At 53.4% G+C, this 14,102-nt stretch carries 15 protein-coding genes and 3 tRNA genes; 12 read left to right on the forward strand and 6 right to left on the reverse strand.

The genetic code is table 11. The features are described 5' to 3' along the window. Positions 1-2 precede the first annotated feature (2 nt). Positions 3-1,355: an MATE family efflux transporter gene (locus tag ACFO3I_RS17430; protein WP_377336225.1), complete on the reverse strand. Its 1,353-nt coding sequence runs from the start codon at positions 1,353-1,355 to the stop codon at positions 3-5. A gap of 533 nt (positions 1,356-1,888) precedes the next feature. Here ACFO3I_RS17430 and ACFO3I_RS17435 point away from each other — a divergent pair. From ACFO3I_RS17435 to gloA, 12 genes are all read left to right on the forward strand, one after another. After that, positions 1,889-1,965 (forward strand) — tRNA-Asn (locus tag ACFO3I_RS17435). 29 nt (positions 1,966-1,994) lie between these two features. Next, positions 1,995-2,071 (forward strand) — tRNA-Asn (locus ACFO3I_RS17440). Positions 2,072-2,095: 24 nt separating this feature from the next. Further along, positions 2,096-2,172, forward strand: a tRNA-Asn gene (locus ACFO3I_RS17445). Between the two features lie 91 nt (positions 2,173-2,263). Further along, on the forward strand, positions 2,264-4,114 hold the full coding sequence (locus ACFO3I_RS17450; protein WP_377336227.1) for an EAL domain-containing protein: 1,851 nt from the start codon (positions 2,264-2,266) through the stop codon (positions 4,112-4,114). 88 nt (positions 4,115-4,202) lie between these two features. Then, positions 4,203-4,787 (forward strand): electron transport complex subunit RsxA, encoded by a 585-nt coding sequence (gene rsxA / locus ACFO3I_RS17455; protein WP_377336229.1) that lies wholly within the window; start codon positions 4,203-4,205, stop codon positions 4,785-4,787. Then, entirely contained in the window at positions 4,784-5,338 is a 555-nt protein-coding gene (gene rsxB, locus ACFO3I_RS17460; protein ID WP_377336232.1) for an electron transport complex subunit RsxB, read from the forward strand. Before rsxA ends, rsxB begins: the two co-directional genes overlap by 4 nt. A 1-nt stretch (position 5,339) precedes the next feature. After that, positions 5,340-7,733, forward strand: coding sequence for an electron transport complex subunit RsxC (gene rsxC / locus ACFO3I_RS17465; RefSeq protein WP_377336234.1), 2,394 nt, complete (start codon positions 5,340-5,342; stop codon positions 7,731-7,733). After that, positions 7,730-8,794 (forward strand): electron transport complex subunit RsxD, encoded by a 1,065-nt coding sequence (gene rsxD / locus ACFO3I_RS17470; RefSeq protein WP_377336236.1) that lies wholly within the window; start codon positions 7,730-7,732, stop codon positions 8,792-8,794. The genes rsxC and rsxD overlap by 4 nt, the downstream gene beginning before the upstream one ends. Then, positions 8,794-9,426: an electron transport complex subunit RsxG gene (rsxG, locus tag ACFO3I_RS17475; RefSeq protein ID WP_377336238.1), complete on the forward strand. Its 633-nt coding sequence runs from the start codon at positions 8,794-8,796 to the stop codon at positions 9,424-9,426. Before rsxD ends, rsxG begins: the two co-directional genes overlap by 1 nt. Continuing rightward, entirely contained in the window at positions 9,423-10,118 is a 696-nt protein-coding gene (locus ACFO3I_RS17480; RefSeq protein WP_377336240.1) for an electron transport complex subunit E, read from the forward strand. Before rsxG ends, ACFO3I_RS17480 begins: the two co-directional genes overlap by 4 nt. Continuing rightward, on the forward strand, positions 10,118-10,750 hold the full coding sequence (nth, locus tag ACFO3I_RS17485) for an endonuclease III (RefSeq protein ID WP_377336242.1): 633 nt from the start codon (positions 10,118-10,120) through the stop codon (positions 10,748-10,750). The genes ACFO3I_RS17480 and nth overlap by 1 nt, the downstream gene beginning before the upstream one ends. A gap of 38 nt (positions 10,751-10,788) precedes the next feature. Then, a complete protein-coding gene (gene gloA / locus ACFO3I_RS17490; RefSeq protein WP_377336244.1) occupies positions 10,789-11,190 on the forward strand; it encodes a lactoylglutathione lyase in 402 nt (133 codons plus the stop codon). Positions 11,191-11,233: 43 nt separating this feature from the next. Here the strand turns inward: gloA and ACFO3I_RS17495 are convergent, their stop codons facing one another. From ACFO3I_RS17495 to ACFO3I_RS17515, 5 genes are all read right to left on the reverse strand, one after another. Continuing rightward, a complete protein-coding gene (locus ACFO3I_RS17495) occupies positions 11,234-12,124 on the reverse strand; it encodes an aspartoacylase (RefSeq protein WP_377336246.1) in 891 nt (296 codons plus the stop codon). 105 nt (positions 12,125-12,229) lie between these two features. After that, positions 12,230-12,451 carry a bacterioferritin-associated ferredoxin gene (locus tag ACFO3I_RS17500; protein WP_377336248.1) on the reverse strand — a complete coding sequence of 74 codons (222 nt, stop codon included), beginning with the start codon at positions 12,449-12,451 and terminating at the stop codon, positions 12,230-12,232. Positions 12,452-12,525: 74 nt separating this feature from the next. Beyond that, on the reverse strand, positions 12,526-12,966 hold the full coding sequence (locus ACFO3I_RS17505) for a flavodoxin (protein ID WP_377336250.1): 441 nt from the start codon (positions 12,964-12,966) through the stop codon (positions 12,526-12,528). Next, on the reverse strand, positions 12,963-13,802 hold the full coding sequence (gene truC / locus ACFO3I_RS17510) for a tRNA pseudouridine(65) synthase TruC (protein ID WP_377336253.1): 840 nt from the start codon (positions 13,800-13,802) through the stop codon (positions 12,963-12,965). Before truC ends, ACFO3I_RS17505 begins: the two co-directional genes overlap by 4 nt. Next, positions 13,756-14,097, reverse strand: a complete 342-nt coding sequence (locus tag ACFO3I_RS17515; protein ID WP_377336255.1) for a YqcC family protein — start codon at positions 14,095-14,097, stop codon at positions 13,756-13,758. Before ACFO3I_RS17515 ends, truC begins: the two co-directional genes overlap by 47 nt. Positions 14,098-14,102 lie beyond the last annotated feature (5 nt).

A 14,102-nucleotide genomic window follows, 5' to 3' on the forward strand; every position in this document is an offset into this window, starting at 1 on the left:
TCCTAACCTTGCAGCTGCGCCACTTTATGTTTAAACCAGAAACGGGCTACCAGGGAGGTGCAGCAATTGCCGAGTAAACAGCCAACAAAAACGCCAATCACACCACCTATCTGCCCGCCCACCCAGGCGAATGGAACATAAAACACAAAAAGCCGGACCACCGACAGCTGCAGCGCACTCAGTGGCATATGCAGCGCATTAAATGACGAGTTGGTCAGAATAATCAGCCCTTGCAGGCCGTAGCCCAATGGCAAAATCCAGATGAAGTAACAGATGTAGCGCGCTACCTGCGGGTCCGAGGTGAACACGGCAGCGAGCCAGGGCGCGGTGACACAAAGCAGCAGGTACACGGCAAATTGCCACTGCAGAATAAAACGAATGCAGGTGCGGTAGGCCAGATCAATACGCTGGTAAGCACAGGCGCCCAGATTCTGACTAATAAAAGGTGGCAAGGTCATCGACAAGGCCAGGACCACCAAAGACGCAATACTTTCCAGCCGGGCCCCAACGCCAAACGCAGCGACCGCCTCAGCGCCGTAACTGGCCATCACCGCAGTCAGTACCGCCATTGCCAAAGGCGTCAGCATATTGGCTCCAGCGGCCGGCAAGCCGATATGCAGAATTTTGCGGCTGATGCGGGAAAACTCCTGCCAGCTTTGGTGCCCACGTTCAATCAGCTGACGTTTGTACATCAGTAAATGCAGGATCAGGCCAAAACCCAGCAGCCAGGAAATCAAACTAGCTAATGACGCACCGGCCACGCCCATCGCAGGCACAGGTCCCCAGCCAAAAATCAGGATAGGGTCCAGAATAGCGTTTAACAGCCCGGCACAGGCCATCAGGATACTGGGGGTTTTGGTGTCGCCTGACGCCCGTAACACGGCGTTACCTATCATTGGGGTGATCAGGAACACAGCGCCAAGGAACCAGATCTCCATATATTGGTGAATAAAAGGCAGCGTATCGGCTTTGGCGCCAAGTAAACGGAATAAGGGGTCAATGCTGAAATAACCAACAACCGACAACAAGGCCACTAAATAAGCCGACAACCAGAGTGCGGCCAGTCCGTCAGCTTTCGCATCTTGATGCTGCCCTGCCCCAACGGCCCGGGCAATCACCGCCGAGGTGCCAATACTCAGACCTATGGCCAGACTAATCACAGTAAAGGTCACCGGAAAGGTAAAGCTGACCGCCGCCAGTTCAGCGGTGCCCAGCATACTGATAAAGAAGGTGTCGACCAGATTAAACGACATCAGGGTGATCATGCCAAACAACACGGGCACCGTCATTTGGGTCAGAGTGCGGCGAATATCGCCGTTTAATAAATCTGGCTTTTTGCTGGCAGAGTCAGTCATCACTGGTACTTTAGGTCGACGGGGCCGCCATTGTAGTCAAAAGCAGCGGACGACTCCAGCGCGCTCTGGGCTTTTAAGCCAGTCAGGACGCGGAGAAATTGTGCAAATTTACTAAAAAGTGTTCACAGTGCAAAGAAAGCGAAACTTTTTCCAGTTATGCGCTGTTATGCATAAATTATCAATTGTATTAATTTTATAAGTTATTGATTTTTATACGCTATAAAATTCACCGCAAAGCTATTGATCTGGCGCTAAACCGCATTGCCTCTGGGGTTTTCACACCTCAGGCACAAAAACCCACAGACTTATCCACAGAATCTGTGGACAACCTTACCCAGCCCTTACGTTGCCTGAGGTTATTCTCAATACGAGATGAATAAGCAATGCATAGCTGCGTAAACCTGCCGAACAGCCATTTTTTAAGCGGCTTGGCGAAACAACAAGCAACTGAATCTATTTGCTGAAAAAGCGCGGGTGAAAGTGTTGACAGGGGTAGGGGCTGGCATTAGTATTGCGCCCCGTTGTGAAGCTGTTCCCTAGTAGCTCAGTCGGTTAGAGCGGCGGACTGTTAATCCGTAGGTCGTTGGTTCGAGTCCAACCTGGGGAGCCAAACAGCAAAACCACAACATGCTATACCACTCCCTAGTAGCTCAGCCGGTTAGAGCGGCGGACTGTTAATCCGTAGGTCGTTGGTTCGAGTCCAACCTGGGGAGCCAAATTTCTTCTGATACACCCACTATTCCCTAGTAGCTCAGTCGGTTAGAGCGGCGGACTGTTAATCCGTAGGTCGTTGGTTCGAGTCCAACCTGGGGAGCCATACTCCTGATAAATTCTTTCGTTTTTCCTCTGAAATATCTTACTCTTAGGATCTTAGATCCGAAGTGATGATTGCTGATTAGAATTTATTTATGAAACTACCTACGCGTCTGAGTCTGCTGTCCTGGAGTTGCGCCCTGCTCTCTGCCGTGCTGAGTTTTTGGTTATTCTGGCAATCTGCCGCCATCCAAATCAGCCAATTGCAGCAAACCCATCAGGCGGCTATTCAGCAATTGCTGGCCAATCACCTGACCGGTGACACCAAAATTCTGACCCGCCAGCTCAGTGTGAGCTTTCAATTGCCTTATTTAAAAGTCAGCCAGCTGGATGGTGCCGTGTTGCACGAGCAAGAGACAACAGAATCTGGTATTGAGCTGGCGGGCATCGCGCTGGGCTTATTCGGCGTGTCGCTGCAGCCAACTGAAATCCGTGATGAACTGCACGGCCTGAAAGTCAGCTATTCGCCTGCGTTACAGACGCTGCTGCAGCAACTGCAATGGCAAAGCCTGCTGTTATGCCTGGGAAGTGCTTTATTGGTACTGCTACCGTTTTATCGGGTAAAAAACCAGTCAATACGAAAACTGGCACACGCCATTCACCCAATGGAAACTGCGGCGCATCAGGCCACAGTGCAATCGGCGGTGCCAACCCCAGCGCCAGCTACTGGCACCACAGCCGCCGACTATTTACTGGAGCTGGCTTTGGTGGACCAACTGACCGGGCTGCCGAACCGCCAGCAATTTGTCCGCAGCTACGAAACCTTGTTAAAGAATGCCAATGCAGTGCACCACTGTCTGTTTGTGGTGATCCGCTGCGAAAACCTGAACGACATTAATCAGCAGCAGGGCTATATCGCAGGCGACCTCTATATAAAGGAGATGGCCGACCAGCTGCGCCAGCTGGGTCTGGACCCTGCCCCAGCCTTGTTCCGGCTGAATCACACTGATTTTTGCTTGCTGCAGGAAGACGCCAGTCTGGAGCAGGCTCAGCAGATTGCGAAAATGCTGCTGCAACAGTGCCAGCACTACCTGCAGCAAAAAGACCTGACGCATCCTGTTCACCTGGGTCTGGTACTGACGCACCAAGGCAAAGCACTGGGCGAACTTTTGGCGCTGGCCGACACCGCCATTGGGCTGGCGCGACAACAACACGGCACAGGTTCTGTGCGGCTTTACCTGTATAACGACCAGGAACACAGCGCGCATCAAACCAGTTTTTCACCGCAAAACTGGCGTCAGCTGCTGGATGACATTATTGAGCATCAGTTGCTGAGCCTGCTTGGTCAAATGGTCCAGCCGCTGAATAAAGCCAGCCGCAGTTACACTGAGTTGCTGGTGCGCTTTCGCAGCAAAGACGAACAGCTGCTGCCCACCGCGCTGGTGCTGGATATGGCGGCTAAACTGGACCGGCTGGTCGAACTGGAAAAACTGATTGTCGAGCAGGCGATCGCTTTAGCAGCCCGTCTGCCCAACCAGACCTTGGGCATTAACCTGTCGGCTGGTGCCGTGCAGGACGAGCAGTTTGTTGCCTGGCTGGACAGACGGCTGAGCCGGGACACTGAGCTGTGCAATCGCTTAGTGTTTGAAATCAGTGAACAAGGCCTGCAGCACAATCTACGCTTGTCGAAACGCTTGTTGGATTTGCTGCACCAGCAAGGTGCCCGCGTCACGGTGGAGCGTTTTGGGATGGGCATTACCTCCTTTAAGTTTTTCCGCGAGTTAAAGCCGGATTTTGTCAAACTGGATGGCAGCTATACCCGGCAAATTGAGGACGACAAAAACAACCAGTACTTTATTCGTCTGATGGTCGACCTGGCTCACCGGATTGGTATTGCGGTGCTGGCCGAAAATGTTGAAACCGCCGCCGAAAAACAAATGCTGGAATCGCTGTTAGTGGATGGCCTGCAAGGCTACTACCTGAATAAACCCGCAGCGTTGGAATAATAAGCAATACTTGTCGATTCAACGCTGAACTGTTGTCTGTCGCTTTGCAAGGCCGCATAATATCGCCAGTTTTTTCTGGGAAACTCTTATGTCCGAATTTCTGATGTTGTTAGTCAGTACCGTACTGGTGAACAACTTCGTGTTGGTTAAATTTCTTGGCCTCTGCCCTGTGATGGGTGTCTCCAAAAAGCTGGAAACCGCCATTGGTATGGCGATGGCCACGACTTTTGTACTGACACTGGCGTCTTTATGCAGTTATCTGGTTGACACCTGGTTGCTGCAACCGCTGAACTTGATGTACCTGCGCACACTCGCCTTTATTCTGGTGATTGCCGTAGTGGTGCAGTTCACGGAGATGGTGGTGCATAAAACCAGCCCGACCTTGTACCGTTTACTGGGTATTTTCCTGCCATTGATCACCACCAACTGCGCCGTTCTCGGTGTGGCACTGCTGAATGTGAATGCGCGCCACGACTTTCTGTCATCGGTGATTTATGGCTTTGGCGCGGCAGTCGGCTTCTCGCTGGTGCTGATTCTATTTGCCTCTATGCGTGAGCGCCTGGCCGCTGCCGATGTGCCGGTCAGTTTTAAAGGGGCCGCCATTGCCATGGTGACCGCAGGCCTGATGTCACTGGCCTTTATGGGCTTTACCGGATTGGTGAAAGCAGTATGACCATTCTGACAGCTTTATGGGCCTTGGGGATCCTGGCCCTGATCTTTGGCGCCTTATTAGGCTATGCCGCCATTCGCTTTAAAGTGGAAGCCGACCCGCTGGTCGACCAAATTGACGAAATTCTGCCGCAAACCCAGTGTGGCCAATGCGGTTACCCGGGCTGCCGCCCTTACGCTGAAGCCATTGCCAATGGCGATGAGATTAACAAATGCCCACCAGGCGGCGAAGCGACCATCAAGAAGCTCGCCGATTTAATGGGCGTGGACGCCAAACCGCTGAATGAAGCGCAAACCCCGGCAGTAAAACGGGTGGCCTTTATTCGCGAAGACGAGTGCATTGGCTGTACTAAATGTATTCAAGCCTGTCCGGTCGACGCCATTCTTGGCGCGTCCAAACAGATGCACACGGTGATTGTGGATGAATGCACCGGCTGCGACCTGTGTGTCGAGCCCTGCCCGGTCGACTGTATTGAAATGCGCCCGCTTGCACCCAGCCTGGAGCGCTGGAAATGGGATTTACAGGCCATACCGGTCAAAGTCGTGGAGTCCTGATTTGGCTACCTTATTTCAACAAATTCAGGCCGGTGATCTGTGGGATTTTCATGGTGGTATCCATCCACCAGGCCGTAAAGAACGCACCAACCATAAACCTGTCGCGCTGATGGATATTCCGGCGCAGCTGTATATTCCGCTGCGCCAGCATATTGGCGTGGCCGGGCAGTTACAGGTGAAAGTGGGTGAGCGGGTATTAAAAGGCCAGGCGTTAACCAAAGCGAGCAACGCCATGGCGGTGCCAGTGCATGCGCCTACCTCGGGTGTTGTCACGGCAATTGAAGTGCACCCAAGTGCTCACCCTTCTGCCTTGCCAGAACCTACCTTGATCCTGGAACCGGACGGCCTGGACGAGTGGCGGCCACGCCAGCCGCTGGACCCGGATCAATGCGATGCCTTTACCTTGCTGGAGCGTATTCAGGATGCTGGTATTGCCGGGATGGGCGGCGCAGGCTTTCCAAGCCATCTGAAACTTAGCAGCAAACAGCCGGTGGATTACCTGATCATCAATGCGGTGGAGTGTGAGCCTTACATTACTGCCGATGACCTGCTGATGCAGGAACGAGCGTCCGACATTCTGGCCGGTATCGAAATTCTGATGAAACTGCTGAATCCCAAAGCAGTATTGATTGGTATTGAAGATGACAAGCCTATCGCAGCCGCTTCGTTAAAAGCCGCCATTGGCCAGAAAGAACATATTTTCGTGCGCGAAGTGCCGACCAAGTATCCGTCCGGCGGTGAAAAGCAGCTGATCCGCCTGCTGACCAGCAAAGAAGTGCCCGCCGGCCGCCGGCCACTGGACATAGGCATTGTGATGCAAAACGTCGGCACCGCCTTTGCGATTGCCCAGGCGGTACTGGACGATATTCCACTCATTCACCGCGTAGTGACTGTGGCCGGTGACACACTGAACCAGCAACAGAATATGCTGACGCTGATTGGCACCCCGGTCAGTGATTTGCTCAGCGCCTGTGGATTTAACGCCGAACCACAACAGCGGATCATTATGGGCGGGCCTATGATGGGTTTCACCCTGGCCGACTGGCGTATCCCGGTGGTGAAAACCACCAACTGCATTCTGGCGCCGACCGACGCCGAATTACCAGCCGCCAGCAATGAAATGGATTGTATCCGCTGTGGCGCCTGTGCCGACGCCTGCCCAGCAAGCTTATTACCGCAGCAGTTGCTGTGGTACAGCAAAGCCAAGGATCAGGACAAACTGAAAGAATACAATCTGTCGGACTGTATTGAATGCGGCGCCTGCGCTTATGTCTGCCCAAGCGAAATTCCGCTGGTGCAGTATTACCGTGTCGCCAAAGCCGAAATTCGTGAAGCCCAACGGGAAGAATTAAAAGCAGAACAGGCCAAAGCCCGCTTTGATGCACGCACCGAACGGCTGGAGCGGGAAAAACAAGAACGGTTAGAGAAAAACCAGCAACTGGCAGCGCAGCGCCTGGCCGCTCAACAGGCCAAAGGCGAAGCCGAAACGGCCGCCAGCAAAGTGCAGCAAGCGCTTGAGCGGGTGCAACAAAAAGCTCAGCCTGAGCTGGATAAAGCCGCAGTGCAGGCCGAGCGCGAACGCCGAAAAGCCGAAGCCTTGGCCTATCAGCAGCAAAAACGCGCTGCAGATCAGGGCGCATCTGGCAACAGTGAGCAGCCAGCCACCGCTGAAGTTGTCGCCGGGGAAGATCCGCGCAAAGCGGCTATTGCCGCCGCTTTAGCCCGCGCTAAAGCGAAAAAAGCCCAGCAAACTGATGACCATGGCGCAGCGCCTTCAGTGACAGCTGGATCAGCCGACACAGCGCCGGTCGAAACCGCTCCGGTCGCAGAGGCCGAAGATCCGCGCAAAGCCGCGGTTGCGGCCGCTATTGCCCGCGCCAAAGCGAAAAAAGCCCAACAAACGGATGATTATGGCGCAGCGCCTTCAGTGACAGCTGGATCAGCCGACACAGCGCCGGTCAAAACCGCTCCGGTCGCAGAGGCCGAAGATCCGCGCAAAGCCGCGGTTGCGGCCGCTATTGCCCGCGCCAAAGCGAAAAAAGCCCAACAAACGGATGATCATGGCGCAGCGCCTTCAGTGACAGCTGGATCAGCCGACACAGCGCCGCTCGAAACCGCCCCGGTCGCAGAGGCCGAAGATCCGCGCAAAGCCGCGGTTGCGGCCGCTATTGCCCGCGCCAAAGCGAAAAAAGCCCAACAAGCAGCCACAGAAAGTGACATCACCACAGAGACTGCAAGCCAGCCGGAGCCGCCAGAGACTGCGACCGTCAGTGAGCCAGCTCCGCCAGTGCCCCAGGACAGCTCTGCCGACGCCGCCACAGCAAAAAAGGCAGCCATAGCGGCCGCCATAGCCCGGGCCAAAGCCAAAAAAGCACAGGATAACGAGCCATCATGAGTTTCAGAATTGCCAGCTCACCGCACCAGCATATGCAGAAAAAAACCAGTTCGCTGATGCGCTGGGTAGCCGCAGCTGCCCTGCCTGGCATTGCCGTGCAAGCCTGGTTTTTTGGTTATGGTGTCTTGGTTCAACTGGTGCTGGCGATCGTGACGGCATTGGCCGCCGAAGCGGCGGTGCTGTGGTTGCGCCATAAAGCCATTAAAGGCCGCTTGAATGACTACAGCGCGCTGGTCACCGCAGTGTTACTGGCAGTGGCTATTCCGTCGTACGCACCCTGGTGGCTGGTGGTGACCGGTACACTGTTTGCCATTGTGGTGGTAAAACAGTTGTATGGCGGCTTGGGCCACAACCTGTTTAACCCGGCGATGGCGGCTTATGTGATGCTGCTGGTGTCTTTTCCGCAACCAATGACCAGCTGGTTACCGGCCACCCCTTTGCAGGCCACAGCCCTGACACCGGCGGATGCAGTCTGCACCATCTTTACCAATTACAGTTGTGCAGGCTACAGCACCAGCCAGTTGCGTCAGGACGCCGACGGTCTGAGTATGGCCACCCCGCTGGATACTTTGCGTACTGACCTCAGCAAAGGCCTGACCACCACCGAAAGCCAGAAAAAGCCGGTGTTTGCTTATGGCGCTGGTGAAGGCTGGTTCTGGGTGAACCTGGCTTATTTAGTCGGTGGTTTGTTACTGCTGCAACAAAAAGTCATTCAATGGCGTATTCCGGTCGCTATGCTTGGCAGCCTGTTTGGCTGCAGCCTGATTGCCTGGCTGATTTCGCCAGACACCCATGCCACACCGCTGTTTCAGCTGTTTTCCGGTGCGACCATGCTCGGTGCATTTTTTATCGCTACCGATCCGGTCTCAGCCTCAACCACAGAAAAAGGCCGTTTGCTGTTTGGTGCTTTACTTGGCTTTTTAGTCTTCGTGATCCGCAGTTTTGGCGGCTATCCGGACGGCGTGGCTTTTGCAGTGATGCTGGCCAATATGACAGTGCCATTGATTGACTACTACACCCGCCCCCGCACTTACGGCCATCAGGCCAAAGGAGGCCATTAATGCTGAAGTTTGTCAGTAAAAATGCCCTGATCCTGGGCGTGGCCGCGGTCAGCTGTGTGCTGGCGGTGGCTGTGGTGAACGAATTAACCTTGCAGGAAATTGCCCACCAGCAAGAGCAGAATAAGCTGAGAACTCTGGTGGAAGTGCTGCCGGAACTAAAAGGCAACACAGAGATCCTGGCCAACTGCGTACTGGCCCAGGATGCACAATTATTGGGTAAAGCGGCAGAGCAGCGCATCTATCGCTACCAGCAGGATGGCCAGGTGAAAGCCTATCTGGTGGAAACCACGGCGCCGGACGGTTACAGCGGCAATATCGAGGTGCTGGCTGCCATTAGCCCCGAGCTGAAAATTCTCGGGGTGCGGGTACTGGCGCACAAAGAAACACCAGGCCTTGGCGACAAAATTGAGCTTAAGCGTAACCCCTGGATTTTAAGTTTCGCCGATAAAGTGCTGAGCTCTGCCACAGACAAAAGCTTTGCGGTGAAAAAAGACGGTGGTCAGTTTGATCAATTCGCCGGCGCCACTATCACGCCGCGTGCTGTGGTGAAAGCCGTGAAAAATGCCGCAGTGTATATTCAGCAACACCCTGAGCTGGCCCAGCAGCCAGCCACTTGTGGAGCAGCCCAATGAGCGTCTACCAAGACATAGTCCGTCAGGGCTTATGGCAAAATAACCCCGGTCTGGTGCAATTGCTTGGGCTCTGCCCGCTACTGGCAGTTACGACCAGTTTAACCAGCGCACTGGGCCTTGGCCTGGCCACCATGTTGGTGCTGGTCAGTACTAATACTGTGGTGTCGTTAATCCGTCACTTTGTGCCCAATGAAATTCGCATCCCCATTTTTGTAATGGTGATTGCCTCTGTGGTCACCGTCATTGAGCTGTTGATGCACGCCTGGATGTATAACCTGTACCAGGCCCTCGGGATTTTTATTCCGCTGATTGTGACCAACTGCATTGTGATAGGTCGCGCCGAAGCCTATGCCTCGAAAAACTCCGTAGGGCCAGCCGCCTTTGACGGTCTGATGATGGGCATTGGTTTTTCGCTGGTGCTTTGCACTTTAGGTGCGGTGCGCGAACTGGTCGGCTCGGGCTCTTTATTTGCCGGGGCCGATTTACTGCTGGGTGACTGGGCCAAAGTGCTGACAGTTCAGCTGTTTTCGCCAGAAAACCCTATGCTGCTGGCCATTCTGCCGCCAGGTGCCTTTCTGGTGATGGCGCTGTTAATCGCCAGTAAAAACCAGTTGGACCTACGCGCCAAAACCCGCAGCAAACCCGCCGAACAGAAAATCGCCCGCGCCCGGGTTACTCATGTAAATAGCTGATGAATAAAGATAAAAGACGCGAGATATTGGTCAGGCTGCGGGATAACAACCCAAAGCCGACCACAGAGCTGGAATACAGCACCCCGTTCGAATTGCTGGCAGCCGTGTTGTTATCCGCGCAGGCCACCGACGTTGGGGTCAACAAAGCGACCCGCAAGCTATTCCCGGTCGCCAATACGCCACAAAAGATCTGGGATTTGGGTGTGGATGGTCTGAAGGAATACATCAAAACCATAGGCCTGTTTAATTCCAAAGCCGAAAACCTGATCAAAACCTGCCGCATTTTGCTGGACCAGCATCAGGGTGAAGTGCCGGAAAACCGCGAAGCGCTGGAAGCGCTGCCAGGTGTCGGCCGCAAAACTGCCAATGTGGTGCTGAACACCGCCTTCGGCTGGCCAACGATAGCGGTCGACACTCATATATTCCGCGTCAGCAACAGGACCAAATTTGCCCCTGGTAAAAACGTTGACGAAGTAGAACAGAAACTGCTAAAGGTGGTACCGGCTGAATTTAAGCTGGACGTGCACCACTGGCTGATTCTGCACGGCCGCTATACCTGCGTGGCTCGCAAGCCTAAGTGTGGCAGCTGTTTAATTGAAGACTTGTGCGAGTTTACCGAAAAAGTTGATTAAGCCACCTGGTGGCCAGACCAAAACTTAGGAGATGATTAATGCGTTTATTGCACACCATGTTGCGGGTCGGCAACTTAGAGCGTTCCATTGCGTTTTACACTGAAATTTTAGGTATGAAGCTACTGCGAACCTCAGAAAACCCGGAATATAAATACACGCTGGCATTTGTCGGTTATCAGGACGAGCGTGACGGTGCGGTTATTGAACTGACTTATAACTGGGGCGTAGAAAGTTACGACTTGGGCAACGCCTACGGCCATATTGCGTTGGAAGTGGATGATATTTACGCGGCGTGCGAGCTTATTCGCAGCAAAGGCGGCGTGATTAGCCGTGAACCAGGCCCGGTGAAAGGCGGTACCACAGAAATCGCTTTTGTCCGCGATCCGGATAACTACGCCATTGAGCTTATTCAGAAAAAAGCCAGCTACGATCAGCTGTAATAAAAAAGGCGAGCTCAGCTCGCCTTTTTTATTCTGCAGTGACTTACTCCAGCTCAATCCAGACTTTGTCATTCAGCGACATCGCCAGATTATTGTCGTAATACGCCGCTTCGTTAATAAAGGTGGGGTACACCACGGTGTCACCGTCGTACGGCACTTCAGTGCCATCAAACAAGGTGAAAATAGGATCTCCCGGCGCAATAGCTTTGTAGTCATTGTCCTGCACATTTTTATGCACCATGCCCAGACGCTCGCCTTTTTCATTCATCGGCAGCTTAATGCTGTGCAGGTATAAATACGCTTCGGTGCGTTTAGGCAGTTCTGGCAAGGTGCCAGTATTATACAGCTCAACAAAGTCCAGAATATGTTTGGTCATCTCGTGCATTTGTTCCAGCACGTCCTGACGCAGCACCGACTGCGATTGCGGCCCCACTTCAACAATCACCCCATAGCTGCCTAAAGTGCAGAGCAGCGCATGGTCTTCGCGGGCAAAGTGGTCTTCGTCACGCGAGATAATGGCCTCAGGCATCACCATTTTGACGTACGCCGCCAGCTGGTTATAAAAAGGCCCGGCTTGCGTCATGATAAGGCATGCCCCCATATTGCTGGTGGTGTTGTGCAGGTCAATGACGAAATCTGTTTTTGGGTTTTCTTTAGGCCCGAGCAACTGGTTAATCACCTTGGCCCGGCTTTGTTCGTAATTGGCCAGCGCCGGGTTATTCAGATCCACCGTTTTAAACTGGCGGTTTAAATCACTGTGTAAATAGCGTTTATTGGCCTGGTGCGCTTGTGGGTTGGCAAAGAGTGTCGAGACCGAAAAGCTGGGGCGCTGAATAAGCTCTGGTTGCTGCTGATAGCGGCGAATGGCGTAAATACCGGAAAATTCATTGCCGTGTACACCACCAACAATGGCGACAGTGCGGATAGGGGTCATAAAATGCAGTCCTCGGCGCAAAAAGAATGGCCATAGTATGCCGCTAAACGGATGAAATTGCAGCTTATTTAATAAAAATGCAAAAAATAAAGATAAAAATTCAGTTTAGGCAGCAGGACGTGTTTCGGTCAGTACCAGACAAGGAATTTGTAACGCGGCGTATTTGCTTAAGGCTTCACTGAACACCTGGTTGGCCTCACAGACACATTGGCCACATTGGCTGCCCACGCCCAGTTGCTTGCGAATTTCACGCATACTGGTGGCGCCTTCAGCAACTTGCTGGCGAATGGCTTTGTCGGTGACAGCTTTACACAGGCAAACGTACATAATGCACTCACATTTATTCAGTGAGTGCATCTTAATCTAATCAAGAATGGTTATCAATAGCCAAAAGTTTGGCGTTAGAACTTTTCTGTGACAAAAGGCAAAGCCAGATCTTCCGGCTGCAAAGTTTCACCGGCATCAATTTCCAGCATCGGGGCCAGTGCCCTGCCCTGCAACTCCGCCAGCAGCTCTTCCCATTGGCGGCCAGCACCACAAAAGGTGTCACCATAACCACGGTCGCCCAGCGCTATCACCTGATAACTTTTGCCCGTTAATAACGGGAAACGGTCTTTTACGTCGATAAAAAACGGCAGCAGGTTATCCGGAATATCGCCCTGACCTGTGGTGGAGGTAATCACCAGCCAGATATCCGGTGCAAAGGCCAGCACGTCGTTTAATTTCGGCTCAACGGACAGCCAGGTCTGGTAGCCTTTTTGCTGCAAAATTTTTTCGGCTTCTTCAGCCACAAATTGCGCACCGCCGTACACAGTGCCCACCATAATGGCGATTTTTTTCATTCGTGTTCTCCTAATGCAGGTAACTGTGCGAGTTCTGATTGACTATTCAGCATCTGCTGCTGATACCAGTGCCAGTCGCTTTCAAAGCCCAAACGCGAAAACAAGGATGCCAGATCCGTTAAGGGGGCATCAATCTGTAACGGTAAACCGGTCAGCGGATGCGTCAGTTCCAGCCTGGCCGCATGCAGCACCAGCCGGTGGCAATCAAAATGCTCGCGAAACAAGCGGTTGTGCCGGCCTTCGCCGTGGTTGACGCAGCCCACCACAGGGTGACGTAAATGCGCCAGATGACGGCGGATTTGATGCTTACGGCCGGTCAGCGGCTGCGCCAGCAGTAAGGAATACCGTGCGACCGGGTATTTGCCAACCGCAATAGGCAACTCCACCTTGGCCAAAGGCCAGAACGCGGTCTGCGCCTGTTGTTTGTCTTTGTCCTGGTCCGCCTTTTTGTCCGCAATGGCGTCCAGTTCTTCCTTTAACGGGTAATCCAGGACACCAGCCTCACGGAAAAAGCCGCGGCACAGGGTCAGGTAATACTTTTGCCAGTGTTTGGCGGTCAGTTGTGCCGTCATCAGCCGGGCAATATCGGACGACAAAGCAAACAACAATACGCCAGAGGTCGGCCTGTCCAGCCGGTGCAGCGGAAACACATGCTGACCAATCTGGTCCCGCAGCTTCTGTACAGCAAATTCGGTTTCATGTTTATCGAGAAAAGAACGGTGCATCAGCAAGCCCGAAGGTTTGTCGATGGCGATCAGCGCTTCATCGCGGTATAAAACCCGCAGCTCGTCAGTCGCGGGGGCTTTGCTGCTGACGCTGTCCACTAAGCAGTTCATCCAGGTCCCCAATACGATTAATCAGTGCCAGCTTTGCGCTATCCACAGGTTTAAAGGCTTCTTCGGCAATTGGGCAAATACTGATTTGCCCAGGCAGCGGCAAGCCCCCTTCCACTAGCGCCCGCATCCGCGGTAACAGCACGTACTGCAGCCATTGCTGTAACGGCATAGTGTCGTAGCAAAACGGCAGTGTACTTTGCAGGGCTGCGGCATCGGGTGGATTTGGGCTCCAGAGCTGCAGAGCTTTCAGCTCAGCTTCTATCTGGTCCAGCAGTAAAATAACCTGTGAATTCATAGGTC

Origin of the sequence: Rheinheimera marina (assembly GCF_042654345.1) — a bacterium.
Classification (GTDB): domain Bacteria; phylum Pseudomonadota; class Gammaproteobacteria; order Enterobacterales; family Alteromonadaceae; genus Pararheinheimera; species Pararheinheimera marina.

Excerpts from the sequence above, each read along its gene's own strand:
- ACFO3I_RS17505 (WP_377336250.1), bottom strand. The coding sequence starts at position 12,966 with ATGAAAAAAATCGCCATTATGGTGGGCACTGTGTACGGCGGTGCGCAA.
- rsxD (WP_377336236.1), top strand. The coding sequence starts at position 7,730 with ATGAGTTTCAGAATTGCCAGCTCACCGCACCAGCATATGCAGAAAAAA.
- rsxB (WP_377336232.1), top strand. The coding sequence starts at position 4,784 with ATGACCATTCTGACAGCTTTATGGGCCTTGGGGATCCTGGCCCTGATC.
- gloA (WP_377336244.1), top strand. The coding sequence starts at position 10,789 with ATGCGTTTATTGCACACCATGTTGCGGGTCGGCAACTTAGAGCGTTCC.
- ACFO3I_RS17515 (WP_377336255.1), bottom strand. The coding sequence starts at position 14,097 with ATGAATTCACAGGTTATTTTACTGCTGGACCAGATAGAAGCTGAGCTG.
- ACFO3I_RS17450 (WP_377336227.1), top strand. The coding sequence starts at position 2,264 with ATGAAACTACCTACGCGTCTGAGTCTGCTGTCCTGGAGTTGCGCCCTG.
- rsxG (WP_377336238.1), top strand. The coding sequence starts at position 8,794 with ATGCTGAAGTTTGTCAGTAAAAATGCCCTGATCCTGGGCGTGGCCGCG.
- nth (WP_377336242.1), top strand. The coding sequence starts at position 10,118 with ATGAATAAAGATAAAAGACGCGAGATATTGGTCAGGCTGCGGGATAAC.
- truC (WP_377336253.1), bottom strand. The coding sequence starts at position 13,802 with ATGAACTGCTTAGTGGACAGCGTCAGCAGCAAAGCCCCCGCGACTGAC.
- ACFO3I_RS17430 (WP_377336225.1), bottom strand. The coding sequence starts at position 1,355 with ATGACTGACTCTGCCAGCAAAAAGCCAGATTTATTAAACGGCGATATT.
- ACFO3I_RS17480 (WP_377336240.1), top strand. The coding sequence starts at position 9,423 with ATGAGCGTCTACCAAGACATAGTCCGTCAGGGCTTATGGCAAAATAAC.
- ACFO3I_RS17500 (WP_377336248.1), bottom strand. The coding sequence starts at position 12,451 with ATGTACGTTTGCCTGTGTAAAGCTGTCACCGACAAAGCCATTCGCCAG.
- ACFO3I_RS17495 (WP_377336246.1), bottom strand. The coding sequence starts at position 12,124 with ATGACCCCTATCCGCACTGTCGCCATTGTTGGTGGTGTACACGGCAAT.
- rsxA (WP_377336229.1), top strand. The coding sequence starts at position 4,203 with ATGTCCGAATTTCTGATGTTGTTAGTCAGTACCGTACTGGTGAACAAC.